The 25,128-nt window shown below is 42.2% G+C and carries 24 protein-coding genes and 1 other RNA gene; 12 read left to right on the plus strand and 13 right to left on the minus strand.

Translation table 11 applies throughout. The features are described from left to right. Positions 1-45: 45 nt before the first annotated feature. The 7 genes from C7B70_RS26995 to C7B70_RS11890 form a co-directional block, all read right to left on the minus strand. Entirely contained in the window at positions 46-1,116 is a 1,071-nt protein-coding gene (locus tag C7B70_RS26995; protein WP_199192218.1) for a hypothetical protein, read from the minus strand. A gap of 57 nt (positions 1,117-1,173) precedes the next feature. Next, entirely contained in the window at positions 1,174-1,830 is a 657-nt protein-coding gene (locus C7B70_RS27000) for a hypothetical protein (protein ID WP_199192219.1), read from the minus strand. Positions 1,831-2,013: 183 nt separating this feature from the next. Then, complete coding sequence (locus C7B70_RS11870) at positions 2,014-3,345, minus strand: DUF11 domain-containing protein (protein WP_199192220.1); 1,332 nt, start codon at positions 3,343-3,345, stop codon at positions 2,014-2,016. Between the two features lie 170 nt (positions 3,346-3,515). Continuing rightward, positions 3,516-4,073, minus strand: coding sequence for a DUF11 domain-containing protein (locus C7B70_RS11875; RefSeq protein ID WP_106369261.1), 558 nt, complete (start codon positions 4,071-4,073; stop codon positions 3,516-3,518). 172 nt (positions 4,074-4,245) lie between these two features. Further along, the gene (locus tag C7B70_RS11880) at positions 4,246-5,244 is read right to left on the minus strand and encodes a hypothetical protein (RefSeq protein ID WP_106369262.1); all 999 of its coding nucleotides are present in this window, start codon (positions 5,242-5,244) and stop codon (positions 4,246-4,248) included. 48 nt (positions 5,245-5,292) lie between these two features. Then, positions 5,293-5,937: a hypothetical protein gene (locus C7B70_RS11885; protein WP_106369263.1), complete on the minus strand. Its 645-nt coding sequence runs from the start codon at positions 5,935-5,937 to the stop codon at positions 5,293-5,295. A gap of 540 nt (positions 5,938-6,477) precedes the next feature. Continuing rightward, a complete protein-coding gene (locus tag C7B70_RS11890) occupies positions 6,478-6,768 on the minus strand; it encodes a hypothetical protein (RefSeq protein ID WP_106369264.1) in 291 nt (96 codons plus the stop codon). A 397-nt stretch (positions 6,769-7,165) separates the two neighbouring features. On the opposite strand from C7B70_RS11890, the gene C7B70_RS11895 reads away from it, so the two are divergent. Beyond that, positions 7,166-7,741 (plus strand): Npun_F5749 family FMN-dependent PPOX-type flavoprotein, encoded by a 576-nt coding sequence (locus C7B70_RS11895; protein ID WP_106369265.1) that lies wholly within the window; start codon positions 7,166-7,168, stop codon positions 7,739-7,741. A 42-nt stretch (positions 7,742-7,783) separates the two neighbouring features. Here the strand turns inward: C7B70_RS11895 and thrS are convergent, their stop codons facing one another. Beyond that, entirely contained in the window at positions 7,784-9,601 is a 1,818-nt protein-coding gene (thrS, locus tag C7B70_RS11900) for a threonine--tRNA ligase (protein WP_369831855.1), read from the minus strand. A 17-nt stretch (positions 9,602-9,618) separates the two neighbouring features. On the opposite strand from thrS, the gene C7B70_RS25915 reads away from it, so the two are divergent. The 3 genes from C7B70_RS25915 to C7B70_RS11910 all read left to right on the plus strand — a co-directional run bounded on the left by C7B70_RS25915 (position 9,619) and on the right by C7B70_RS11910 (position 10,668). Next, positions 9,619-9,831 (plus strand): hypothetical protein, encoded by a 213-nt coding sequence (locus tag C7B70_RS25915; protein WP_146134034.1) that lies wholly within the window; start codon positions 9,619-9,621, stop codon positions 9,829-9,831. A 77-nt stretch (positions 9,832-9,908) separates the two neighbouring features. Continuing rightward, positions 9,909-10,247 (plus strand): DUF2605 domain-containing protein, encoded by a 339-nt coding sequence (locus tag C7B70_RS11905; protein ID WP_106369267.1) that lies wholly within the window; start codon positions 9,909-9,911, stop codon positions 10,245-10,247. A 100-nt stretch (positions 10,248-10,347) separates the two neighbouring features. After that, positions 10,348-10,668 carry a DUF2973 domain-containing protein gene (locus tag C7B70_RS11910; protein WP_106369268.1) on the plus strand — a complete coding sequence of 107 codons (321 nt, stop codon included), beginning with the start codon at positions 10,348-10,350 and terminating at the stop codon, positions 10,666-10,668. A 174-nt stretch (positions 10,669-10,842) separates the two neighbouring features. Here C7B70_RS11910 and C7B70_RS11915 read toward each other — a convergent pair whose 3' ends face one another. After that, positions 10,843-12,150, minus strand: a complete 1,308-nt coding sequence (locus C7B70_RS11915) for an aminopeptidase P N-terminal domain-containing protein (RefSeq protein ID WP_106369269.1) — start codon at positions 12,148-12,150, stop codon at positions 10,843-10,845. Positions 12,151-12,332: 182 nt separating this feature from the next. On the opposite strand from C7B70_RS11915, the gene psbM reads away from it, so the two are divergent. Further along, on the plus strand, positions 12,333-12,452 hold the full coding sequence (psbM, locus tag C7B70_RS11920) for a photosystem II reaction center protein PsbM (protein ID WP_106369270.1): 120 nt from the start codon (positions 12,333-12,335) through the stop codon (positions 12,450-12,452). A 56-nt stretch (positions 12,453-12,508) separates the two neighbouring features. Here psbM and C7B70_RS11925 read toward each other — a convergent pair whose 3' ends face one another. After that, positions 12,509-13,357, minus strand: coding sequence for a universal stress protein (locus tag C7B70_RS11925; RefSeq protein WP_106369271.1), 849 nt, complete (start codon positions 13,355-13,357; stop codon positions 12,509-12,511). A gap of 261 nt (positions 13,358-13,618) precedes the next feature. Here C7B70_RS11925 and C7B70_RS11930 point away from each other — a divergent pair, with 261 nt between their 5' ends. Both C7B70_RS11930 and C7B70_RS11935 read left to right on the plus strand, forming a co-directional pair. Further along, entirely contained in the window at positions 13,619-15,154 is a 1,536-nt protein-coding gene (locus C7B70_RS11930; RefSeq protein ID WP_106369272.1) for an NAD(P)H-hydrate dehydratase, read from the plus strand. A 250-nt stretch (positions 15,155-15,404) separates the two neighbouring features. Beyond that, the gene (locus tag C7B70_RS11935) at positions 15,405-17,879 is read left to right on the plus strand and encodes an EAL domain-containing protein (RefSeq protein ID WP_106369273.1); all 2,475 of its coding nucleotides are present in this window, start codon (positions 15,405-15,407) and stop codon (positions 17,877-17,879) included. Here the strand turns inward: C7B70_RS11935 and C7B70_RS11940 are convergent, their stop codons facing one another. From C7B70_RS11940 to C7B70_RS11950, 3 genes are all read right to left on the minus strand, one after another. Beyond that, on the minus strand, positions 17,880-19,229 hold the full coding sequence (locus tag C7B70_RS11940; protein ID WP_106369274.1) for an NAD(P)/FAD-dependent oxidoreductase: 1,350 nt from the start codon (positions 19,227-19,229) through the stop codon (positions 17,880-17,882). A gap of 120 nt (positions 19,230-19,349) precedes the next feature. Beyond that, entirely contained in the window at positions 19,350-19,742 is a 393-nt protein-coding gene (locus tag C7B70_RS27700; RefSeq protein ID WP_233220909.1) for a hypothetical protein, read from the minus strand. Positions 19,743-20,060: 318 nt separating this feature from the next. After that, on the minus strand, positions 20,061-20,432 hold the full coding sequence (locus tag C7B70_RS11950) for a hypothetical protein (RefSeq protein WP_106369275.1): 372 nt from the start codon (positions 20,430-20,432) through the stop codon (positions 20,061-20,063). A gap of 620 nt (positions 20,433-21,052) precedes the next feature. On the opposite strand from C7B70_RS11950, the gene C7B70_RS11955 reads away from it, so the two are divergent. From C7B70_RS11955 to C7B70_RS11975, 5 genes are all read left to right on the plus strand, one after another. Next, positions 21,053-22,468, plus strand: a complete 1,416-nt coding sequence (locus tag C7B70_RS11955) for a PilT/PilU family type 4a pilus ATPase (protein ID WP_106369276.1) — start codon at positions 21,053-21,055, stop codon at positions 22,466-22,468. 85 nt (positions 22,469-22,553) lie between these two features. Further along, positions 22,554-22,737, plus strand: a non-coding RNA gene (ssrS, locus tag C7B70_RS11960) — 6S RNA. A gap of 147 nt (positions 22,738-22,884) precedes the next feature. Beyond that, positions 22,885-24,144 carry a rod shape-determining protein RodA gene (gene rodA / locus C7B70_RS11965; protein ID WP_106369277.1) on the plus strand — a complete coding sequence of 420 codons (1,260 nt, stop codon included), beginning with the start codon at positions 22,885-22,887 and terminating at the stop codon, positions 24,142-24,144. 125 nt (positions 24,145-24,269) lie between these two features. Then, a complete protein-coding gene (locus tag C7B70_RS11970; RefSeq protein ID WP_106369278.1) occupies positions 24,270-24,467 on the plus strand; it encodes an NAD(P)H dehydrogenase subunit NdhS in 198 nt (65 codons plus the stop codon). Between the two features lie 7 nt (positions 24,468-24,474). After that, on the plus strand, positions 24,475-25,128 hold the full coding sequence (locus tag C7B70_RS11975; protein WP_106369279.1) for a hypothetical protein: 654 nt from the start codon (positions 24,475-24,477) through the stop codon (positions 25,126-25,128).

The following is a 25,128-nucleotide window of genomic DNA, read 5'->3' on the forward strand; positions in this document are numbered from 1 at the left end:
AGCTAGACTTGGGAGTCTTGGCTAGAATGCTTATGTACGGACTGATTACCGTGATTCAGCATTCAACGAATCGCACCTTCCTTCTTCATCTACCGCAGTCCGCAGAACTGGTTGGCGGAAAATTAAAGTCCCGCAATCATAGTCAATTTCGTAGTCTGTACCACGACTAAGTTGGTCGCACTGCAACACCGTACCCGGACGATTGAGTTCTTCTACTTCAATAAAAACACTTTCACTACCTGGAATTAGCAACTGCCGCGATAAAAAGTAATAACCACTCGTACCATCGGGGGCAATTGTATCGCGCTGGAAGCCTTCAAAGTAATAACCACTCGTACCATCGGGGGCAATTGTATCGCGCTGGAAGCCTTCAACGTTGTTGCCGTAAAAGCCCGTAACTTGTAAGTTACCTAGGTTGTAGTTTGCTTTAAAACCGTGCAGTTTGCGATTAAAGGCGGTGTATTCTTGCGACGAGCAGGAAAACTCTTTAGTATCGTAATCGCCCCACATAGCAAAATCTGGCTCGGCTCCCAAAATACGTGAATTGCGTTCTAGGCGCAAGTACAGGCTATCTTGGGAGGGGGTGGTGGCTTCTATTGTAGAACTATCGCCATAGACTGGATATTTTTCTGTGCAATCATTGGTGTCTCTAAACAATCGGCTATTGCCATCACAATCTTCGTTGAGAGTGCGATCGCTATTGTAAGCTCCAGTAAACAACCAATTCCCAACTCTCCCGGTCGCAAAAACTGCGGAATTGATATCTATTTGAGTTTTGTTGTCTTCATCCGGCGGTAAAAAATCTCTAAAACTACGATAGTAATCTGTACCTTTTTTACCAATGCGGACATTAATTACTCCTGTAACTAAGGAGGGACGCAAGTTTGTTTGAAACTGAATTTGGGCAAAAGCTTCTAAATTCGTAGCAAGAGCAGCAATTTGTACAGTTTGAGCTTGCAAAACCGAGCGCAACTGAGCGGTAAACTGTCCTTTTCCGGCTTTTACCTGAAACCCATCGCGATCGCTATCTGCATCTGCACCAACAAATTCTCCCGCACTCGCTACTAAAGTAACTACCACACTTTGCTGAGAGCGATTCCCCTGTGCGTCAAGCAATTGTCCTTCAATTGTGGCAGTAGACCGCCCATCGGCAGGTATCCGGGCTTCAGTGGTTTACAACTTAATCTGGGTTGCCGTTCCTCGTACTTGCAGCTTAACAGTAGCGATTACTCCGGTTTTCCCTTCTCTAGTTGCTTGGGCAGTAATGGTATTGTCGCCAGGTTTGAAAACCACCCCGTACCATGTCTGCGTAACTGTTTTTGACTTATTATCAGTTTCTGTGCGTCCAATAGAGCTAGGATCGACACCAATACCATTAACTTTAAGCTCTACGGTACTGCCTTCGGCATACTGCAAAATTACTGAAGTAGCGGCGATATCCAAAACGGCAGAATTTGTCGGAGTCAGAATCTTTACTTCTAAAACGGAAATCGCATTATTAGTTTCTGGCTCGTTAACTACTTCTGTCGGTGTTGTTGGCGCTACTTGACTTGCAGGAGCTGGTTGAATAAGTGGCGTTGTTGGTGTGGGTGCTAATGGGTTTTCGATTGGTGTTGTTGGCGCTACTTGACTTGCAGGAGCTGGTATATCAAGTGGTGTGATTGGTGTGGGTGTTAGCTCCAAAGTTGATGGTAACACCTCTTGTTGGGCGATACCCGTATCTGTCACAGGTAAAGGTATGGCGCAAGCAGTAGTAGCAATTACTAAACTTATTGCTTCTAAGGTGGTTACTAACAAAAAAGTGAGTAAAGTGTTTTTTGTTAGTTTCATTTCGATTCACCTTCATTGAAGCTAGGAGTTACGGCGAAATTCATTCTGACTAAACTGCCAGGGGCTAAACGTACTAGCCTTGACTGACTATTGCGTTCGCTAAACCGACGTTGGGCGCAAGGGTGTAGCCGGGCAAACTGCTTAAATCCAAAACTCCTGTTCGATAACCTGGTAGAACATTTGCTACAGAAAATAATCCATCTTTATCGGTCGTAATCCGGTTGCCGTCGTCCATAAACACACAGCATTTGGTACACCCGGTTCGCCGCGTTGCTGTTCGCCGTCAAAGTTTTTGTCTACAAATACTCGACCGATAATTGTGCCTGCGTCGGTGAGAATACCCGAATTAACTCTTAATTTGTGAGTAGCGGGGCCATCTTTGACGGTAAAGTTGTTGTCACGTTGAGCCGAGGCGATCGCCGAGTTTTGTCCATTCCCGCGAATTGCATCCGGTGTTAGTACCGCAGCGTAGGCAATATTTAATACCTGCTGACCTTCAGGAGAATTTTTAGCAGGCAAGTTGACTCCTTTAGCGCGAAAGGTAATTGTTCTCTCGGTATGACTTGAGGTAATGACAACGCTTTTGCCGCCTAATTCTGCCCGGACAGTTTCAGTATTAAAGTTGAATCCTAAAGGTAAGATATCGGTAATAACTACGTTTGTGAGCGGGGTACTGGCAAGATTTTTGACTGAGAGGCGATAAATTACCGTGTCTGCGGGGGCGGCGGAAGCGCGATCGCCAGTTTTAATAATTTGAATTTCTTGGCTTTGACAAATGGTCGTATTTAAGTCAAGAATTGCCAAACTCAGTCCGATACGTTCGGCGTTGTCAATATTAATAGTTCCTGTTGCCGAAGTTTGATTGTCAGTAGTGCTAATTGGTCTACCATCAAGGGAAGTAGCTGTATAAGAGACAACTTCACCAATTTGGGAGCCAATGGTAAGCTTAATTCTTCGTTCGCTGTAAATTGAGCTAGGCGGCGGACTGATAAGTAAAATATAAGTTCTACCAGCAACTAATTGACCCTTACTAGGATCGAGTAAAAAGTTGTATCGTCCTTGATTGCCATTAGTTAGAAAGAAAGGATTGCTATTTTCTATATTAGGTTTTAGCCCTAGAGGGACATTATTACCGCTTAGGTCAGGTAATTCCGTAGGAGATAAAGCTAGGGGCGACCTAATTTCTGTTCCTGTCGGATCTGCGGAATTGACTTCGTATAAACCAACATTAAAGCCTGTGTAATCTTCTATTTGTTCCCCAGCGCAGCCCGTAACTTGCCCTAAAGGATCTACTAATTTGGTTACACTAAAGCCAGCTTGGGTACTGACTCCATTAATAGTTGTTCCGCCATTTCTTCTGCCCTCAGCGCTGTAAAAAAAAGTTACTTGATTAGTAATTTGGACAGCTTGAACATTTTGGGCTATTGCAGGTATGGCTTGCCAAATACTACCGCTAATAAAAGCTGCTGTTATTAGTTGAAGGTATTGATTTAAGTGATTATTATAACAGCGCATTTTTTTATACCTTCGTAAGCAAGAAATTAGACTTGCTACTGGTTAAAGAATTAGTTAAAAACTGAAAATTTGATTAAATACACAGAAAATTTTTTATAAACAAGAGCAAATAAAGTGATCGCACTCCAGTAGAAAGTATGGATAGGCGATCGCGCTTAAAAATAAGGTAATTATTTCACTCGGACTTGGTAAACCGCACCGATAGTTGATTTATCGGCGATCGCATCAGGAAATTTCCAGCGCACATGAGTATAAACTTCGGCGGGTGCGCGTCGAGTTTCAACTTTGCCATTGGCTAGTTTGAATTGCACTGTTGGTTTGGCAACAAAGGTTTTGCCGTTGTCGATGCTGTAAGTAACTGTTGCCGTGCTTTTGATGGTACTGCTGGAATTTAAGACGTAGGCGGTTTGTTTGGGAATGGGTTGAGTGACAACTAAATTAGTGGCGGGGTGACTGCCATTATTAGCCCCAGTCACCGTGTAGCGAAGCACATCACCAGGCTGTACGGTTACATTTCCCTGTAAAGAAACCCAGGTAACTTTGTCTTTACCTGCGGTATCTTTTTGTACCACTTTTTTGTCGGCAGTTAGGCGCAACTGCACTTTGGGTTGAGCTTGGACGTTTTGCACCAAAATATTTTTTGGTGTCGTAGCTGCAATTCCAGGACAGCTACTAAAAGGTACAGCTACGAGCATTGCTGCTAAACCGATGATTGATAAACGTTTCATTTTTATAACCTCTTGTGTAAATTGATTGAAGGTAGGTAAAAATCAGTTAAAGCCAGGGACACAGTCTGTTGTGTCCCCTAAAGCTCTAACTTGAGGGGTTATTGGTCAATTTCGCGTTGGAACTTAAAGGTTCTAAACTGACTTGGGCCTAATACCGGGGTTAAGCCAGTATTTACCGTATAAGCCGTAACATCGGCGGTATCACCCGAGCTGTACCCACCGTGCCATTAAAGTAAGAAGGTATAGCGCCACCAGATTCGATCGCAGTAGCAGCTACGTTAAGGGTATCAATCTGACCAAAGCCTGGAGTACCACTTGCGTCATTATCTCGACCCCAGTTGTTGGGCAATACTGTACCATTCTCAGTAATAAGAATGTTATTGGCATTCAATCCTAGACTGCCTGAACCAGTGGCAGGAACGCTAGAGATGTTGGTATAGGTAATTTGGTACTCAACGCGGTTTCCTGGTGCGGGAGTTCTTGGTGTGATACTGCTGAATAGTTCTTGACCCCCAGGAAAGGCTAGCCCAAATCCTGGAACTAGGCGCGATTCCTTCAATAGGCGCAAGACGCCGACATAAACGCGATCGATGCTAGTGTTGAAAGCTTCTCCAGTATCAATTACTCCATTGCTATTGGTATCAACAAAGGCGGTTACTGGGACTGGGTAGCCATATTCTGGATCGCCGGGTTCAAAACTTACTAAATCTGTAGAGAGCCTTGTTCCTAGCGGTAAATCGATAGATACGTTGTAGGCAGAAGTTCCACCATTAGCAGCTACGTTAGGAATAGTTAAGACTTCCGCCGCCAAGTTAATCGGATCTACAACGGTATTAATTGTCCCCACGTTTTGATCGGTATCGTACCGGAAAATTGAACCATCCCAATAGTAGAGCCTTGAGCCATTAACGCCAGTGGCAGTAATTGTCACGAACGTACCAGTAGGCAAGTCAGCCAAGCCTAAATCCGCAGGAGTAGTAGGAATAATACTGATATTGGCTGGGGTTGCACCATTATTTTGTACGCTATTGACAAAGGCAATAGCCGCAGGATCGGTAGTATCGGTATTTTCTGGGGTGTCTGGAGTTGTGAAACTAGCGGCTCTATTGGTATCGTCGTTGTTGCTAGTAGGGCTTGTGGCTCCTGCTGCACCTTCAGGGCCAAGTAACACTGCTGATACTTCCGGCGCGGGGATGTTGAGAATATTATCTTCGCCACCCTAAAGTGATGTATTTGTATCTGTACCAGTGTTGTTTCCTGGGTCGGTTCCATCCGTTCCAGGAGTTGCCACACCATTCCTAGGCGTATTCGATCCCGTTGTGGATGTGCCAGCATCATTGAAGTTACTGGGGGTTTGGTCTCCAGATTCATCATAAACTAGAGTCGTGCCGCCATTGCTTGTACCAAAGACTTGAGCAATGTTGGCAATTTGACCTCCGGTTGTACCATTGCTACCAAAAGTTGTAGTTGTCCTAACTACGAAGGAGAAACCTGTAATATTAGTGTTAGGAGCGATCGCTGGACTATTGACAGCGTTGGTCAAAAGCCCAGTAGGAGTAAGAGGAGCGTAGACAAAGCCGACTCTAGTGACGGTGGTTAAGTTAGCAGGAGGAGTTGTACTCCATACAGCTTTGTCGGCTGTATTCGGTAGAGTTGTCGTTGAAGATTCGCTGTATACAACACGCCACCCTGTAGGAGGAGTTGAAACTGCATTTAAGCTTGTCCCGAAAGGAATAGTATCAGATATTAAAATAAACTTGCTAGTTGTGTTAAGGTCAACACCGCCACTAAGAACCGTACCTGTCAAAGGAGTAGCATTAAAAGCTGTACTACTAGCTGATGGTGGACTCCCTTCTACTCGCAAGCTTAAGCTGTAGGTGAGGAGGTCGTCGTTGGTTACGCTAGGAGTACCATTTTGGCTATAACTACTCAGATTTTTGAGGATGGCAGCAAAAGCTTGGTCGGTAGCATTAATTGTTGCTGACTGAATATTGCTGGCTTCTCTTTCACCATTGGCTGGAGCCGTACCAGCAGCTTCAATAATTGGCGTACCACCAGTTAAAGTATTGTTGTCGGCGGTGAATACGCTACCTGGGGTATTTAAGTAAGCGCCGTTTTAAGCAGCCGAAGGAGTTGTATCACCCAAGGTAACGCTAATGGTTCCACTACTGACGGAGCCGACTAATACCGGAACTCGTACCCGCACTGATGCACTAGGCTGAATTTGTCCAGAGGTGTAAGAAGAACCACTAATATCAGTAAAAGTTCCGGGGACAGTTTCAATTCTTACAGCGCCGGAAATTGTGCCAGAACCCGAAATGGTAGCGGCGTTAGGAATAACAATTGTAGTAGGAGCGTTACCAACGTTAGTGACATCAAAATCAAAAAAGATCGTGTCATTGGCTTAGATGCCTGTTGTTGCTGGGGTGTTGTCTACTACTCCCGCCGGGTTGATATAAAGACCCGCAATTTCAGCTACGGTAATAGTTACAGTGTTAGAACTTGCGTTTAACGCTGTACCAGGGTTGTTGGCATCATTATAAGTAGCCGTTGCAGTGTTGCTAATAGCTGTATTAGCACTGGTAGAAGTTGGGGCTGTTTGAGCTAATACAGAGGAGGCAATTTGAAAAGTACCGCCGACAAGCGAAGCTGCTGTTAGTAATTGACGATAAAGATTTTTTCGAGGTTTTTTCATTAGGACGCACTAAGATTAGATAGCTTGAAAACAAACAAAATTAGCAAATATAGAAATAGTAAGTTTTGGTGTATAGATAAATACAACTAAGTACCAAAAGTTGCCTTACTAAAAGTCGATGGGGGAAAGCGGTTAGCCCAACACTTGCTAGCGGTTAAGTCAAATAGCTATATAGGCTATATAATTATCTTTCCCTATCTGCTTAAGAATCAAATCAAGGTGATTACTGGACTTTTATAAAAAGACTGGAGTTAATACTGGTGAAAATACTGAGGTTTGAGGGCAAGGTGTATGTGAAAGTTGACGCTTTTATTGTTTTTGCGATCGCTAGATAATTTTTTACTCAATCCCTTAATAGATAAGTAAAGCTAGAAAATATCTAGATGCAAATTAATATATGTCTGATACACCTTGGCGCTTTTTGTTAGAAAAATCTCTTAACTATCACCGTAATATTAGGGAAGCGCGTTATTTGCAGTTGGCAACAGTTACTCAAGAAAATCGCCCCGCCAACCGCAGCGTAGTATTTCGGGGCTTTTATGGAGATAAAGATTGTTTAAAGTTTGTCGTGGATAATCGTAGCGAAAAAGTCCGCCAAATTGCCGTACATCCTTGGGCGGAGGCTTGCTGGTACTTTACCCAAACCCGCGAACAATTTAGATTTAGTGGTTTGCTAAACTTAGTACAAGCAGATAATGCAGACTTGGCTTTAAAACAAGCTCGTCAAGCAAGTTGGCAAGAACTTAGCAATAGTGCAAGGTTACAATTTGCCTGGGCTGATCCCGGAAAACCTAGAGCCGAAGATGCTGACTTTGCGCCGCCGCCTCCTCCTGTACTAGAGCCATTAGCTAATTTTTGCTTGTTATTATTAGAACCAATGGAGGTAGATTACCTGAACTTAATGGGCAATCCGCAAAATCGATATATATATAGTCGTAATGATGGCTGGAGTAGTATCGAAGTCAATCCTTAACTAAATGTGTGTAGAGACGTTGCATTGCAACATCTCTACACCTTAAAAATTGCTGTACTGGGCGATCGCACTAACGATTTTTTCTACTACTTCAGCTATTGGTATACTTCCCAATTCTCCAGAAGCGCGGGTGCGGATGCTGAGGCTATTTGATTCCACTTCTTTAGCTCCTATTACTGCCATAACAGGGATTTTGTCTTTTTCGGCGTTGCGAATGAGTTTGCCCAAACGCTCGTTACTGGTATCGGCTTCTACTCGGATACCGTGCGATCGCATTAACGCTGCTACTTCTATTGTAAAATCTCTCTGGGCATCGCTTACAGGTAGCAATCTTACTTGTACGGGCGCAAGCCATAAAGGGAAGTCCCCAGCGTATTCTTCAATTAAAATCCCAATCAAGCGTTCCAAAGAGCCAAAAGGCGCGCGGTGAATCATTACCGGGCGTTTGCGAGTACCATCTTCGGCTACATACTCCAAATCAAAGCGCTCTGGCAAATTGTAATCTACTTGTACCGTACCTAACTGCCACTCTCTTTCTAAAGCATCGCTAAAAATAAAGTCAAGTTTTGGCCCATAAAAAGCAGCTTCGCCAATACCTTCAAAATGATCCATTCCCAGCTTTTCTACCGCACGGCGAATTGCTCCTTGAGCTTTTTCCCAAGCTTCATCAGAGCCAATGTACTTATCGGAGGCTGGATCTCTAAAACTTAGCCGCGCTTTAAAGTTCTTCAGTTGCAAGCTTTTAAACACTGACAAAATTAAATCTACGACATTGAGAAATTCATCATCTAATTGTTCGGGAGTGACAAATAGGTGTGAGTCATCAACCGTAAAGCCGCGTACTCTAGTTAAGCCGCCAAGTTCTCCCGATTGTTCGTAACGATAAACCGTGCCAAACTCCGCTAAACGCATTGGTAGTTCGCGGTAAGAGCGCAATTCGCTTTTGTAAATTTGGATGTGAAAAGGACAGTTCATTGGTTTGAGAACAAAACCCTGTTCGGCGGCGGCGGATAGTTCATCCTCCGCCATCAACGGAAACATATCTTCTTTGTATTTTTGCCAATGTCCAGAGGTTTTAAATAAGTCTACTCTGGCAATATGGGGGGTGACTACAGGCAAATAACCGCGTTTTAACTGCTCTTGTTGCAGGAAGCTTTCTAAAGTGCTTCTTAATACCGTTCCTTTGGGTGTCCATAAAGGCAAACCTGGCCCCACCTCATCAGAGAAGATAAACAAGCCTAATTCTTTCCCTAGTTTGCGATGATCGCGCCTGAATGCTTCTTCTTTACGCCGTTTATATTCTGCTAGTTGTTCGGGAGTTTCCCAGGCTGTAGCATAAATGCGCTGCAACTGAGCTTTAGTTTCATCTCCGCGCCAATAGGCTCCTGCAACACTTTCAAGAGCGATCGCTTTAGGGTTCAGTTCGCTGGTATTTTCTAAGTGTGGCCCCGCGCACAAGTCCCACCATTCTTCGCCTAGGTGATAAATTGTAATTGGCTCCTTAATACCTTCTAATATCTCTAATTTGTAAGGCTCGTTAAGTTCTTGAATGCGGCTAGTTGCTTCTGGGCGGTTTAATTCTTCCCGAATTACAGGCAACTTGCGATTAATAATTTTCACCATTTCTTTTTGAATGGCTTTAAGATCCTTTTCTGTAAAGGGTTCTGGGTTGTCAAAGTCATAATAAAACCCATTTTCAATCGCAGGGCCGATAGTTACTTGTGCTTTGGGAAACAGCTTTTGTACCGCCATTGCCATCACATGAGACGCAGTATGGCGAATTTTGTGCAATTGGGGGGATTCGCTGCTACGAGGCAAATACATTTTTTCTGGTTGTTCGGGAGACATAGAGTCTGACATCGGCAAATTTATTTTGTTTGGCTAGGATTTTGGCAGTTTTGTTTACAGGGCGATCGCTTACTTTTTGCCTTGGTTTGAGTACATTTACTTACACCATTAGACAGATTTATGAGTTTTCACTGTTTCTATTTTATCTAGGCGATCGCCTGTCCTACTGCCCAATTATTGTAACTGCAAGTCTCAAAAAGCTCGTCTTGGCGCAATCTCAGCCCAAAAACGCTGTTTGTTAATTAAAGTCAGTTGCAGATTATTAAGAAACTTAAATTAAGTTAATATAGAAAGGGAAATACTAATCTATTTTTTATTCATGCTGAACTCAAACTTGCCGGAGTCAGAATTGCTTAAGACTGTGCTAAAGCCACTTCTGCAAGATTTTCATTACTGGTTTGGGCGCAGTCTTGCGTTATTAGAAACTGAGAAAGTTGATTTTTTGACCTCGGAAGCCCAATCAGATTTACTAGCGCGTGTCAAGCAAGCCAAACAAGAAGTAAGTGTCGCGCAAATTATGTTTGAAGCCACCGGAGAACAAGTAGGTATTGAAATGGCTGCTTTAATGCCTTGGCATCAATTGGTAACAGAATGTTGGAAAGTAGCAATGCGCCTACGTTTGCAACATTCTAGCGGGGAACCAGAGCAAGAAACCTAAATAAAATTTCAAAACGCTCAATAATAAGTTATTAAGTGTTAAATAAGTTAATACACCTTTTGAACGACTTTTTAAACCGACTGCCTTAGAGGACAACGCAATGTTACACTTACTTTACATTTTAGCTTTTACAATTCTTGCTCTGATTGCTGTGAGCAATTTGATTCGCAACTTGATCGTGTTTAGTGTTGAAGGAGATGGCGTTTATTCTAAAGGGCAGTCGTCAAACGCTCGTGGTCGTTATGGTTCAAAAGTAGTACGCTCTGTTCCCCATCCAGAATTTTTAGATAGTACAGGCAATATAATTAAAGACCCTTTATTGGTGATGCGTTCCATCGACGTTCAAGATGCCCGCGCTCATTTGGATGCGCTTTACGAAGCTTCTCCTGGCTATAGTGGTGAAATTGATAAAGAAAATTAATTATATTTATTTATTTATTAGGTTTGATAAATACCTTGGCCATTAAAAGTTAGAGTACTTTGTGGCAAATTACCAAAATTTTCCTAGTTTTTCGGGCAAAAAGGCAAGATTGAGCGGCGCTACATCCAGTTATTAAGTCTAGAAATATATTTTTGTCGTAGATAGTACCTCTATTTACGCTTCTAAATCTTTTACTAACTTCGGCACTCCATCGGTCAAAATTTCCTGCGCTGTGGCTGTAACCAAAACATCATCCTCAATACGAATCCCGATCCCGCTCCAACGCGGATCTATTTCTGGCTGATCTTCTGCATTAGGAGTATTAGGAACAATATATATACCTGGTTCTACTGTTAAAACGTTTCCAGCTTGTAAAATGTGTGGCGATTCGCCATGCTGATAAACACCGACATCGTGGACATCTAAGCCTAGCCAATGCCCTGTACGGTGCATATAGAAGGGTTTGTACTTGTTTTCTTCAATCAATTTATCAATTTCACCGCGCAAAATGCCCAAATCGACTAACCCTTCAGTAATTACCCTTACCGCCGTATCGTGAAAAGCATTGTAAGGATTGCCTGGTTGAACTTGAGAAATCGCTTTAATTTGTGCTTCTAAAACAATTTCATACAAAGCCTTTTGTTCGGGTGTAAACTTGTCTCCCACAGGAAAAGTGCGCGTAATGTCGGCGTTGTAATAGTCGTAAGCACAGCCTGCATCAATTAAAAGCAACTCGTTGTCTAGCATTTTGCGGTTATTCTCAATGTAGTGCAGTACGCAAGCATTATCACCGGAAGCAACGATTGTAGGATAGGCAACGCCCATTCCGCCCCGCAACCTAAAAATTCGTTCGATTTCTGCTTGAATTTCGTACTCGTAACAGCCGGGACGAGCAAGTTCGCGTGCTTTGTTGTGAGCTTCTACGGAAATCGCCGCCGCAGTCCGCATTAATGCAAGTTCTGCGTCACTTTTGACTAGGCGGAGGGGATGCAATATTACATTACTGTCTTCGATCGCCATTGGCCCCGTACCGCGCCGGGGATAGGTGGCTACCAAGCGTTGCCAAAGTTTGAGGATAGTTTCATTAAAAGCGCGATCGCGTCCTAAGTGATAATAAATTTTCTCAGCTTTTTCTACGTACTGAGCTAATTTCTCCTCAAGTTCGGCAATGGGATAAGCTTCGTCTGCACCGTAGCGACTTTTTGCTTCTTCTACCCCTGTACGATAACCCGTCCATACTTCCTTTTCTCTTTCCTTGGGTTGAACAAAAAGAATAAAACGGTGTTCTGCGTGGTGAGGGGCTAAAACAGCTACCGCTTCTGGCTCGTTAAATCCCGTCAAGTAGAAAAAATCGCTATCTTGGCGGAAAGTGTACTCTACATCATTGTGCATAACTGCCATTAGCGCACTGCGAAAAATTGCCGTACCGTTGCCAATTTTTGCCATTAACTGCTGACGGCGACTTTCATACTCTGCTTGCATATTCTAGTTTTGTTCCTGCTGTCTAAGAAACTTTGGGATCGGGAATGCTCCTGCGCCCAGGTTTCTGCGTTTATACTTATTTTAGGCTGCATCAAAAACTCTGGGTTGAAAATCCTGTTACTTGCACCTATTGGTGATATTCTAGTAGTGTTGGACTGCAATCCACGTGAGGCTTTCTTTCGATGCAAGTTAATGATTTAGGTTTTGTCGCAAGTATTTTATTCGTACTTGTGCCTACGGTCTTTCTGTTGATTTTATACATTCAGACTGCCAGCCGCAATAGTGGCAAAAATGATTCGTGATTGTTAGTTTTAAAAAATCCCTACACCGTAACAGTGTAGGGATTTTTTTCTTGAATTTACCCTACAGTCCGCGCCAGTAGCACTGGACACGTGGCGTTTACGCGCACGTAATCTGATAATGAAGCACTAAGTAGCCTATCTATATCTACAAAGCTCTTAGCAATGGAAGGACGGCGATCGGGAGAGCCGATAATTAGCAAGCCTACATCTTGGTCTTGAGCCAAGCGACAAATTTCTTCGGCGGGTTTACCTGCTGTAGCAATAACGCGCGGTTGGACTCCTTGTTTTTTTGCTTCAGAAATTGCTGGAGCTAAAACCGGGTTGTTCTCGGCGGGTGTCGCTGTTTCGCTGGATTTGCTGCTTGAGTTTTTATCGACGTGAACCAAAATCAATTCACCGCCTTTAATATCTCTAACTAAAAATAATGCCAATTGCAAACACTGTTTGGTAGCATCTGTTCCATCTATTGCTACCATTACGCGCTTAATTTTCTTGATGTAAATGTCATCTTTTACTAGCAACATTGGGCGCGATGACAACTGAAAAACGTACTGACTAACGGAGTTTGCTAAAATCGATTGCAAGCGTTTTAAACCCCGCGAACCCATAATAATTAAGTCAGCGTTAATTTCGTCAGCGACTTGACAAACAACGTCTTTAGGATCTCCTTGGCGTAAAATTGCTGTAACTTTACTAGCATCTAAGTTGACTGTCTCAATCGCCGAGCCTAAAATCTTTCCTCCTTCTTCCCATTTGCTGGTCATAACTTGAGCGGAAGCTTGAGCGGGGACAACGTGTAAAACTGTTACCTCTGCTTGTTGAATTGCTGGTACTTCTTTCAAAGTTTTGAGCATTTCTTCGGCGTGTCCTAGTCCAGAAACCGTTAATAATATTTTTTTTATCATCGTACCTCTTATAAGTTTTTTATCATTTTTTACACTTCATCCGTCTTATGGAGGAACTTTTAGATTTCGCCGGAGTTAATCTATGGCTTACTAATCTCTTGTAGCTTGAGTATTTTATATTAAAATATCCTATCAACTTTGTTTGCCAAATTTGATGATTTGTTATTTTTAATCATTATGATAAAGATTAAAATTGCTCTTATTTACGAATACATCTAAAGGTAATTTTGTCTAGCTAATTTAGTTAAAAATAATAAAGTTATGGACAGGCAGAAAAAAATTGAGCATTTTGTTGTTAGCGCCCAGCAAATGCGCGATATTGAAGGGCGGATATTTGCCGCCGGAATGCCTGTTGCGGCGTTAATGGAAAAAGTTGGATTAGCGATCACTCGGCAAACCCTTGAAATACTGCAAGTTCTATCAGTGCAACGTATTGGGGTGTTAGTAGGTTCGGGACATAATGGCGGCGATGCCTTAGTTGTGGCTCGTGAATTACATTATCGCGGTTATAAGGTAGTTTTTTTTAGTCCTTTTACTAAACATAAAGAATTAACCGATAGTCATGCTCAGTATACAGAAAGCTTAGGAATTGAGCGTTGCGATCGCCTAGAAAAGCTAGTAGAGGAGTCTGACTTAGTAATTGATGGCTTATTTGGCTTTGGCTTAGAGCGCGATATTACAGGTGATATTGCTAAAGTAATTGCTCAAATTAACCAATCTTCTCTACCAGTTATTAGCATCGATTTACCTTCGGGCTTACACACAGATACCGGGGAAGTACTGGGGATAGCAATTAAGGCAACTTATACTTTTTGCTTGGGGTTGTGGAAACTAGGCTTACTTCAAGATTGCGCTTTAGAATACTTTGGTAAAGCTCAATTGATAGATTTTGATATTCCGTTAACAGATATTTATGCTGTATTAGGGGAAAAGCCGAAGATAAAAAGAATTACAAAAGAATTGGCGATCGCAACTTTACCTTTACATCGTCCTTTCGTCACTCATAAATACCAGCAAGGGCATTTATTATTAATTTGTGGCTCTGCTCGTTACGCTGGTGGGGCAATTCTAACAGGGCTAGGCGCAAGAGCAAGCGGTGTAGGAATGCTCTCTATAGCCGTTCCCCAATCGCTGAAAAGCTTATTAGTTGCTCAATTACCTGAAGCTTTAATCGTAGGATGCCCAGAAACAGAGCTTGGGGCAATGTTGCAATTACCAGCAAACATTAACTTAGATTCCTTTGATGCAATTGCTTGTGGGCCTGGTTTGACTCTTGAAGCTACACCGATAATTCAAGAAGTAATAAAAAGTAACTGTCCGCTAATTCTAGATGCGGATGGTTTAAATATATTGGCATTGGGAACTATCTCCACTTTAGCCCAACGCCAAGGAGCAACAATACTTACTCCGCACACAGGAGAATTTAAACGTTTATTTCCCGATTTAGGCGATTTAGCTCCGATTAATGCCGTTACTACCGCCGCTAAAACAAGTGGCTCTGTAATTTTATTAAAAGGTGCTAGAACTAAAGTTGCAAATCCTGATGGGTTAGTTTGGATTAACCCCGAAAGCACCCCCGCCTTAGCTCGCGGGGGTAGCGGCGATGTGCTGACAGGGCTAATGGGTGGATTAGTTGCTCAAAAAACTGCTCAATCAATGGGTGAAGTCGCCTCAGTTGCTGCTTGGTGGCATTCTCAAGCCGGGATCAAGGCGGCAACAAACCGCACCGAAATGGGCGTAGATGCGTATACATTGACACAATATTTGCTACCAGTATTAGCAGAATTTAAAGTTTGAGTCTATGCTTTAATGTTTATAAGTTCACGTGCTAAATAATTTTGGCTGTCTAAAAGAGTTTTAAACGCTAGTTAACTATAATTATTCGTCTAAATGATTTCAACTCTATCTTTATAAAGGCGAATAAGTAAATACAAATTGCCATTATAAACAAAGCTGTAAGCGGTAAGCCTCTTAAAATATTGAAACTTTCTAACTTCCAAAGGCTAACAATCGGTAGTTCTCACACATTTTTCAGTTGGAGCAAGGTATGCCAAGTGAGAAATTAATCCAGATTAGCCAAGCTCTTGAGGTTAGTTACGATTGGCGCTTGGTTATCCTTTCTTTAGTAATTGCTGTTGTCAGCAGCTATACTGCTTTAGATTTAGCAAGACAAGTCCCCATAGCATTAGGACGTGCTAGCAAGCTTTGGCTGTTGGGAAGTGCGATCGCACTAGGCATTAGTGTTTGGCTGATGCACTTCATTGCAATGCTGGCTTACAAGTTACCAATACCTGTTGTCTACAACTTTTATATCGTCTTTCTATCAATGGTATGGGCGATCGCTTGTTGTGGCACGGGACTGTTATTTGTGACTAAACAACCCCTAAATTGGCTGCGCTTCTTGGCAGGAGGTAGTTTTATCACGGCAGGAGTTGTGGGTATGCACTTTGCTGCCATGACAGGAATGCAACTAGCGGCAATACCCGTGTACGATTTGAGTCTCGTTGCCCTTGCCAACTTATCTACCGTTATCCTTTGTTTTAGCGCTCTGTGGTTGGCGTTCCATCCCAGTACTGATCGAGTTCCAGAAAATATCCGCAAGCTCGGCAGCGCGGTTTTAACGGGGCTATCGATAGACTCGCTGCACTATACAGCAATGGCAGCAGTCAAGTTTTACCCCAGCTTTAAGTTATTAAAAAAGCAGCCGCCTGGAAACGATGATTATCTAATAGCACTTTCTATTAGTATTGCGGCTTTAATTATCCTGGCACTAGCTTCATTGGCCTCCTCTTTTGGACAACGGCTGAGTGCAGAGATTGCTAAAGCTGAAGCATTGCAAGAGAGTGAGGAACTATATCAAAGCTTGTATGATTTTGCGCCCGATGCCTATTTGACAGTAGCAAGCGATGGCAGAATTATCTCTATAAATCAGTATGGTGCAGAACTTTTGGGATATTCCAAACAAGAGTTGATATATCAAGACACTTCTACCATTGTCTATGAAGAAGATCGCGATTCTTTTCAACAATTGTTTGCGAGTATCTTTAGGGAAAAATTAGCAATTGTTGAATCTGAATTTCGTAAAGTTCGTAAAGACGGTTCAATTATTTGGGAACGCCAGCGCAGTCAATTAATTTTTAATAGTGAAGGCGAACCCGTAGAATTGCGGATAATTTGCCGAGATATTACCGAGCGCAAGCAGGGAGAAGAACAATTACGCCAGAATGCCTTTTATGATGCGCTGACAGGTTTACCCAATCGAGTATTATTTAGAGAACGGTTGGAGCAAGCAATTGGGCAAACTCAAAGACATAAAGAACATTTATTTGCTGTCCTTTTTATCGATTTAGATCGCTTTAAAGTGGTCAACGACAGTTTAGGGCATTTAACGGGCGATCGCTTATTAATTGAAATTGCGAGCCGCCTCAAGTTATGCCTGCGCCAGTCAGATACAGTCGCGCGTCTAGGTGGTGACGAGTTTACCATCTTGTTGCCGGATATTGAAGATAGCAGCGATCCTATCCGTGTTGCCGAGCGCATTAAAGAGGAACTGCAATTACCTTTTGCTCTAGACGGCAATGAAGTATTTACCTCTGCTAGTATCGGCATTACTTTAAGTACCACAGGCTATGAATCTGCCGAAGATGCTTTAAGAGATGCTGATATTGCAATGTACCGTGCTAAAAGCCAAGGAACAGCACGCTATGAAATATTTAACACAGATATGCACACGCAGGCGATCGCGCTCTTGCAGCTAGAAACTGACCTCCAATTGGCTATTGAACGTCAAGAATTTCGCTTGCAATATCAACCTATAGTCTTGCTAGAAAGCGGTAAAATTGCTGGGTTTGAGGCATTAATTCGCTGGCAGCATCCCCAAAAGGGACTCTTAGCGCCTGATGAATTTTTAAGAGCAGCAACAGAAACTGGATTGCAGACTTCTCTTTGTCGGTGGGTAACTCGCAGCGCTTGTCAAGAGGCAAGGCAATGGCGATCGCAGTTTCCCGATCTGCGATTAACAATTAGTGTCAATCTTTCGAGTCAGTGTTTCAACCAACCTAATCTTAGTGCTGAAGTAGCGGGAGTTTTGCAAGAGACAGATTTGGAAGCATCTATTTTGAAGCTAGAAGTCACCGAAAGCTTAATTATGGCAAGCACTGAGACGGTAAAAGCGATGCTTTATGAATTGAAAGATTTAGGAGTTCAATTATCTATTGATGATTTTGGTATGGGATATTCATCTTTAGCCCGACTACACCATTTTCCGATTGACGAATTAAAAATAGGTCGCTCTTTTATTGACAGCATGAGCAATGATTCAGGAAATTCGGAGATAGTTGAGGCAATAATTGCCTTGGCACAAAAGCTGAATTTGGATGTGACAGCAGAAGGGATAGAAACCCCCGAACAATTGGCAAAATTGAGAGAATTGAAATGCAAATACGGGCAAGGATTCTTCTTCTCTCGCCCGTTAGACAGCGAAGCTGTTAGAAAATTAATTTTGACAAATCCAGCGTGGTAACTATATTTCAACAGCAGTTTTGTTATTTACTGAGGCAAAGCGATCGCTCTTACTATCAACGAAGGACTCCGAGCCTGTAATCAAACGCGCTCCCCGGTTACGAGTCCAGTAACTCCAGCCCCACTGCAACATGACTACTAACTTGTTGTCAAATTCAATCAAAAAGTAAATGTGGACAAATACCCAGGTTAGCCAAGCTAGAATACCGGAAAACTTAACAAAGCCTAAATCTACAACGGCGGCGTTTCTGCCAATTACCGCCAAACTGCCACGATCTAAGTAGCGAAATGGTACAGATTTTTTACCTTCAATCGTGTTTTGAATTAGCTTCGCGACATAGCTACCTTCTTGCATAGCAACTGGCGCTACTCCTGGTAAGGGCTTGCTGTTTTGGTGCGAAAAACTCGCCAAATCCCCCACTACAAAAATATTCGGATAATTTGGTACGCTCAAATCTGGTGCTACAACTACTCTGCCAACGCGATCAAGTTCCGCACCCGTTTTTGCTGCCAGAATTGCCCCCATTGGCGAAGCTTTAACCCCTGCTGCCCATAAAACTGTTTTTGCGGGGATTTTTTCTACTTTATCCTCTTGGCGCATCGTGACAATGTCGTCTGCAATATCTGTAACTAGCGCTTTTGTCTTCACCGTTACGCCCAATTTTGTCAAAGATGATTCGGCTTTTGCGGATAAATCTGGCGTATAAGGCGGGAGAATACGATCCATCCCCTCAATTAACAAAATCTTCGCTTCGGAGGTATCGATGTTACGAAAATCTTTTTTTAAAGTGGTGTAAGCAAGTTCTGCGATCGCTCCGGCTAATTCTACCCCGGTGGGGCCGCCTCCTACTACCACAAAAGTTAACCAAGCGCGGCGCTTTTCTATATCGGTTTCTTTTTCCGCCGCTTCAAAGGCTACAAATATTTTGCGGCGCATTTCTAACGCATCTTCTACAGTTTTCAATCCTGGCGCGACTTGTTCCCAGTTGTCATTGCCAAAATAATGATGGCTAACTCCAGTGGCTACAATCAAGCTATCGTAAGTTAGCTCTTGACTTTGTAAGCTAACTTTTTGCGCTTGGGGATTAATATCTAATACTTCACCCATCAACACTTGAGTATTGTTGCTGTGATTGAGAACCGAGCGCAGAGGCGATGAAATATCCGCCGGGGACAATGTTCCTGTAGCAACTTGGTAAAGCAAGGGTTGAAACAAATGGAAGTTGCGTTTATCAATTAAGGTGACAAAAATATTTTTGTCTCGGCTCAAAGCTTTAGCTGCGTAAAGTCCGCCAAAGCCGCCACCCACAACTACCACATGATGAGGCGATTGATTGTTAGCAGTTATCATTGCAAGTTACTTGTATAAATGTCTTTATAAGTATTTATACTACTTTACATTAATTTACTTACAATCGGCGTAGCGATCGCTACTGACAGACTAATTTAGATACTTTAGGGCGTTTTAGAATTAAGAAATTAGCCAGAAACCATTTTTTTGCCAGTATTGTTTTTCTAAGATTTGTTCTAGCTGCTGAGGAGAAATAATATTTTTTTCTACCAGCAGTTCGCCTAGTCTTGTATTACTGGAAGTTTGTTCGCTCAAAGCGTGTTCAAGTTGATCTGGAGATATTAAGTTTTCTTGCAGCAAAATTTTCCCCAGCATCATATTTTGCTCGTTGAGTACGCGATCTAGTTCAGAGCTAGAAATCAGGTTTTGTTCTAGCAGGATCTCGCCTAGCTTTTTTTTGCTATTAATCTGTTCTCGTAAAGCTTGCTCTAGTTCAGCTTTTAAAATTAGTCCTTTGCGAAGTAAGATTTGTCCTAGTAAAGCTTTTTCTATACGGTCAATACTTTTTAACATTGCTGTTGATTAGCTATAGTATCTTTGTACGTTATTCTAGTAGAAAAATTTACAAACCTTAAAATCTCTAGCTTTATATTACAATTTATCTCATTAGTTTGAATAAAGCCTAACGATAAGATTTTTAATGCTAAAGATATTTAATCTAACAAAGCTATTCGCCCTTGGTTTATATTAACCACAAACAATTTTAAGTGCAGTTTTGGCGATAGCGCAAGCGCGCACGCAGGGCTTCGCAATTTTCCCCATAAAAAAACCCGGCTTTAACCGGGTAGATTGATGCACTATTTAGCACCAGCCTTTTTCTTAGGCTGCTTACTAATCAAGATCGCACGTTAAAGGACAAGCGGCATAAACCGAACTATGTGCATTATCTACCTCACCATGCAGCCAGCTTAACCAGGTTACTTCTGTTGGGTGAATACCCTTAAAAGTTAATATACTAGCACCAGCAATTACTGCAAACACATTCAACCCAATTAAGCTACCAGCAACCAACAAAACCGCACTAATTGGCATTACTGACTGGAGAATAACTGACAGCAAAGCACCTACTGTAGCCATCAAAACAACCAATGGAAAACCTACCACTAGTAGGCATACCGCTAAGGTAAAAGTCCACATTAAGAAGCTTTTAACCATGAACAAGGAATTATTCTTTTTTAGACTGGAGCTTTGAGCTAGAGCCATGATTTACCTCCAAAGGTAATAAAAATTTTAAATTGAGTAATATTGCTGTCGCCAAGAAAATTTCTTGACTGTCATTGTTAAGTACAAGTATATGTACAGCACTGCGAAGTATGATCGATTAGTTATTAAAATTTACAATTAATTATCTAAGATTTATGAAAGCAAAGTTTCAATAAAGTTGTCTTTAATACTTTTTATCTATAGTTACCAGAGCCAAAAGCCTCTCTAATTATCCGTTACAACTTTTTTGTTCAGGCAATGCTAGTTTATATTTACTACCTTTCCATTTAGATTAAATATTTTTTAACAAGTAACTTAATATTTCTTAAAAACAATGATTTATTTTCTCATAATCTACCCAAAGATAGAGAGTTAATCCTAGCACAGAGGTTTCAGCGACACTAATAAATAATAAAAAGTAATCGCCTGATATTTTGGGCAACTTATTGGGAAGACTATATAAGATGCAATCGAGTCTATTGATGGCTTTTTGTACAGGGTGAAATCTGGCTTAAACAAAATAAAGCTCACAGGTTTAGCGCCCAAGCATCGTCGATTACTCAAGTTGCCTCTTTTATATTGACATTCATTAAATTACGCCTAAAAACAGTTGTAGATACATGACAGAACCACAAAGTCCATTAAATTCAACTCCTTCTAATTCCCGTCTACCACTACCACCACCACCACCACCAAGACAAAATGTTGCTAACAATGCTAATGCTGGTACGCAAAGATCGCCATCATCTGCCCTAGATAGTACGAATGCTCAGATTAATGCTCATCAGTCAGCACCTTTACCACCTACTTCTGCTCATCAACCAGCACCTTTACCACCTACTTCTGCTCATCAACCAGCACCTTTACCACCTACTTCTGCTCATCAACCAGCGCCTTTACCACCTACTTCTGCTCATCAACCAGGGTCTTTGCCCAAAGCTCAAGCAGCGCGTCCTAGCTTTGGTAAAGACGTACAACCAACTTTAGAGAAATTAGTCCTAGAAGCATACGAACAGGGAGCTTCGGACTTGCACCTAGGCGTTGGAGAAGTACCTCGTTTCCGCGAAAGGGGTCAAATAACTATTTGTCAGTATCCACAAACCGATGAGGCTACCTTTTTTAGTTGGATAGGAGAAATTCTGACCGTAGAACAAATTGAGAGATTTCGTGAGGATATGGAGTACGACGGTGCTACCCAGTACGAGGGATTGGTGCGCGTGCGGATTAACATCTTTGTATCGCTAAATGGGCCAGCTATGGTCATGCGATTAATTCCCTTAAAAATCCTCTCAATGGATCAACTAGGTTTACCGCCAGTTTTCCGGGATTTGTGTCACTACCATAAAGGCTTGATTTTAGTAACTGGGCCAACGGGTTCTGGGAAGTCTACAACAATGGCAGCAATGATTGACTATATCAATAAAGAAATGCCTAAACACATTATCTCAATTGAAGATCCGGTAGAATTTGTGCATAAAAGTCAAAAATCGTTAATCAAGCAAAGAGAAGTAGGCATTCATACTAAACAATTTGATAGCGCCCTAAAGGCTTCTTTACGCGAAGATCCTGATATTATTCTCATTGGAGAAATGCGCGATCGCGAAACTGTAAATACAGCCATCAAAGCCGCCCAGACAGGACACTTAGTTTTTGGTACTCTGCACACTAACGGCGCTGTTAAAACTATTGAGCGGATTTTGAACCTTTACAACCCCGACGAACAAGCACCGATGCGAATTCAAGTCGGCGAGTCTTTAGTTGCTGTAATCTCTCAAAGCTTGGTGAGAACTACCGATCGCAAACGAGCGGCAATCCATGAAATTATGATTAATAGCGATGCAATTAAAGACTATATTTTGCGTAACGAAGTAGAAGAAGTAGAATCTATTATTCCTCGATGCAACTTTGAAGGAATGTGTACTATGAACCAGTCAATATACAGACTCTACGAAGAAGGCAGAATTACCGAAGAAACCGCTTTAGAAGCATCACCTAAGCCTAATGAGATGGCGCAAATTCTCCGAGGTAGAGCTTAAATTATTTGGCTCGATACTTGGGCTTTTTTAGAGATACCAAGGTTGTTGCTAGGCTGGAAAACTAATTGCTATTATAATGAGTAAGGTTGTGCTGCGACGTTGGTGACTGCCAATAATGTTTTTGATCTATGTTTTGTCCGATAAGGGAATCAAAACGTTTTGGCAGCAGTAAACCGGGCTTGTACCCGGAAACTTCAAGCTAAACGCCCCGATGCCCACCTGGTTTTACCAGGTCTAAAACTGAGGTAAGACGGCGTTGCGGTCAACTTTCTAATTAATACCACCCAATGTAGAATCTGTTTTTAGTAGCAGCAATCAGCACAGAGCTAATTTATGCTCTGTTTTGTCATGTAATTACGGGAAAATCAGAGTAGTGATATAAAAATTAAAACTACTACCATTGACCTACTCGCCAAATGCTACTGCGAAGTTTATCATTTAAAATCCGTCCCTACCTATTCGCACCCTGGAAGCAAATAGATTTATGGCTGCTGGGCTTATGCGTGAGTGTAACGCTGTTTGGCGGCTTGATGATTCGCAGTGCCGAATTAAACCAAGGACTTACCGACTGGTGGCAGCATTGGCTTGTAGGCGGCGTAGGTTTGGCGATCGCGATGCTGATTGCTCGGTGGCGTTACGAAAACTTGCTACAGTTGCATTGGTTAATTTATGGCATTACCAATATCAGCTTAATAGCAGTAATGATCATTGGGACTACAGCTAAAGGAGCGCAACGCTGGATTACCGTAGGTGGCTTTAATCTCCAACCCTCAGAATTTGCCAAAGTTGGAGTTATTATTACTTTGGCGGCGATTCTACATACCAAAACTGCCTCGACGATTCCAGCTTTTTTAAAGGCTTTAGCAATTACGACTGTACCTTGGGCTTTAGTATTTTTGCAGCCAGATTTAGGTACTTCGCTAGTGTTTGGGGCGATTACTTTGGGGATGCTTTACTGGGGAAATGCTAATCCAGGTTGGCTAATCTTGCTAGTTTCGCCCCTTGTTTCGGTAATTTTATTTAATGTCTATTTACCTAGCTGGATAATTTGGACGATCGCCATGTCGATAATTGCTTTAGCTACCCTACCTTGGAAATGGATGGGAGCAGTAAGCACTGTGGCAATTAACCTTGTAGCCGGAGAATTGGGTAGTTTGCTGTGGGGAATATTAAAAGATTATCAAAAAGACCGGATTATTTTATTTCTCAATCCCGAAAAAGATCCCCTAGGTGGCGGCTATCATTTAATTCAATCGCGGATTGCGATCGGTGCGGGGGAAAAGTGGGGACAAGGATTAAATAACGGTACTCAAACTCAGCTTAATTTTATCCCAGAGCAGCATACAGACTTTATTTTCTCAGCAATTGGGGAAGAATTAGGCTTTGTTGGCTGCTTGATGGTGTTATTGGCTTTTTGGCTAATTTGCTGGCGTTTGCTCCATATTGCCCAAACTGCTAAAGATAATTTTGGCTCGTTACTAGCTATTGGAGTGTTGTCAATGCTGGTATTTCAGGTAATTGTCAATATTAGTATGACTATCGGTTTAGCTCCGGTAACGGGCATCCCTTTACCTTGGATTAGCTACGGGCGATCGGCAATGCTTACTAATTTTATTGCGATTGGGATAGTAGAATCTGTAGCAAATTATCGTCAACGGGCTATGAAATATTACTAAATATTTCATTTAGTTTTGAAGTTTTACTGATGACTGCCTTCTTTAAAAAGATGTGTTGCCATAGTTAGTCTTCCAGCCCAAGGCAAAGTAAGGTAATTTTAAAAAAGCAACTCGTAATAAAAACTATGATATTTCCTGGCTCAGTAGTGCGCGTGACTAATACTAACGATACTTACTATGGTGTCACAGGCTTAGTTCAAAGAGTAACCGACGGCAAAGCGGCGGTATTATTTGAAGGGGGTAACTGGGATAAAATAGTTACTTTTAAATTGACCGAACTAACTCCAGTAGAAGTAACCGCCGGACGCAAAAAAGCAAAATAGTTAGTTTATGCGCCTTCCTTTGCCACAATTTGCTATAAGCGATCGCCCAACTCACCATATTGCGGAGGCGATCGAAACTTCTACTACCGAGTTTTTGGCTCAGTGTCTCGATCCTGACGATCTGAGCTTCCCTGTTATGCCGCCTTTTGGTAGTTGGGTAAAGTCTTTAGATGAAGAATCGGGCAATACAATCTACGCGGTGGTTTATCACGCTACTACAATGCCTATAGATTCCATTCATCGGGCTAGGGCTTTAGGTTTATCTTTGCAAGACTTGCGCGAACAACAACCCCAAATATTCGCCATGCTCAAAACTGAGTTTCGCGCCGCAATTGTGGGATTTAAGCAACAGCAAAATAACAGAGGAACTGGCCAAATACATCAATATTTGCCCCCGCGTCCGCCCCAAATACATCAAGCTGTTAATCAGTGCGAACCTCAAGAAATTGTCGAATTTAGCGAACAGTTAGATTTTTTGCGGACGCTATTGCAAGTAAGTAATGCCCCCGTTGACGCTTTAACGGCGGCGGCGATTCGAGAGATTTATCAATTGCGCTTAGGCGATCGCCCTTGGCTAGTCAAAGCTGGACGCACTCTTAGCGTACTGCTTAAAGATGACTACGATCGCTTAAAAATTATCTTGAGTCAAATCCACCCCTAG

This window comes from Chlorogloea sp. CCALA 695 (genome assembly GCF_003003885.1).
GTDB lineage: Bacteria > Cyanobacteriota > Cyanobacteriia > Cyanobacteriales > Chroococcidiopsidaceae > Aliterella.

Bases quoted from the DNA above. Each gene is read 5' to 3' on its own strand.
- C7B70_RS27000 (WP_199192219.1), bottom strand. From the start codon at position 1,830: ATGAAACTAACAAAAAACACTTTACTCACTTTTTTGTTAGTAACCACC.
- C7B70_RS11870 (WP_199192220.1), bottom strand. From the start codon at position 3,345: ATGCGCTGTTATAATAATCACTTAAATCAATACCTTCAACTAATAACA.
- C7B70_RS11875 (WP_106369261.1), bottom strand. From the start codon at position 4,073: ATGAAACGTTTATCAATCATCGGTTTAGCAGCAATGCTCGTAGCTGTA.
- C7B70_RS11890 (WP_106369264.1), bottom strand. From the start codon at position 6,768: ATGAAAAAACCTCGAAAAAATCTTTATCGTCAATTACTAACAGCAGCT.
- C7B70_RS11895 (WP_106369265.1), top strand. From the start codon at position 7,166: ATGTCTGATACACCTTGGCGCTTTTTGTTAGAAAAATCTCTTAACTAT.
- thrS (WP_369831855.1), bottom strand. From the start codon at position 9,601: ATGTCAGACTCTATGTCTCCCGAACAACCAGAAAAAATGTATTTGCCT.
- C7B70_RS11905 (WP_106369267.1), top strand. From the start codon at position 9,909: ATGCTGAACTCAAACTTGCCGGAGTCAGAATTGCTTAAGACTGTGCTA.
- C7B70_RS11910 (WP_106369268.1), top strand. From the start codon at position 10,348: ATGTTACACTTACTTTACATTTTAGCTTTTACAATTCTTGCTCTGATT.
- C7B70_RS11915 (WP_106369269.1), bottom strand. From the start codon at position 12,150: ATGCAAGCAGAGTATGAAAGTCGCCGTCAGCAGTTAATGGCAAAAATT.
- psbM (WP_106369270.1), top strand. From the start codon at position 12,333: ATGCAAGTTAATGATTTAGGTTTTGTCGCAAGTATTTTATTCGTACTT.
- C7B70_RS11925 (WP_106369271.1), bottom strand. From the start codon at position 13,357: ATGATAAAAAAAATATTATTAACGGTTTCTGGACTAGGACACGCCGAA.
- C7B70_RS11930 (WP_106369272.1), top strand. From the start codon at position 13,619: ATGGACAGGCAGAAAAAAATTGAGCATTTTGTTGTTAGCGCCCAGCAA.
- C7B70_RS11935 (WP_106369273.1), top strand. From the start codon at position 15,405: ATGCCAAGTGAGAAATTAATCCAGATTAGCCAAGCTCTTGAGGTTAGT.
- C7B70_RS11940 (WP_106369274.1), bottom strand. From the start codon at position 19,229: ATGATAACTGCTAACAATCAATCGCCTCATCATGTGGTAGTTGTGGGT.
- C7B70_RS27700 (WP_233220909.1), bottom strand. From the start codon at position 19,742: ATGTTAAAAAGTATTGACCGTATAGAAAAAGCTTTACTAGGACAAATC.
- C7B70_RS11950 (WP_106369275.1), bottom strand. From the start codon at position 20,432: ATGGCTCTAGCTCAAAGCTCCAGTCTAAAAAAGAATAATTCCTTGTTC.
- C7B70_RS11955 (WP_106369276.1), top strand. From the start codon at position 21,053: ATGACAGAACCACAAAGTCCATTAAATTCAACTCCTTCTAATTCCCGT.
- rodA (WP_106369277.1), top strand. From the start codon at position 22,885: ATGCTACTGCGAAGTTTATCATTTAAAATCCGTCCCTACCTATTCGCA.
- C7B70_RS11970 (WP_106369278.1), top strand. From the start codon at position 24,270: ATGATATTTCCTGGCTCAGTAGTGCGCGTGACTAATACTAACGATACT.
- C7B70_RS11975 (WP_106369279.1), top strand. From the start codon at position 24,475: ATGCGCCTTCCTTTGCCACAATTTGCTATAAGCGATCGCCCAACTCAC.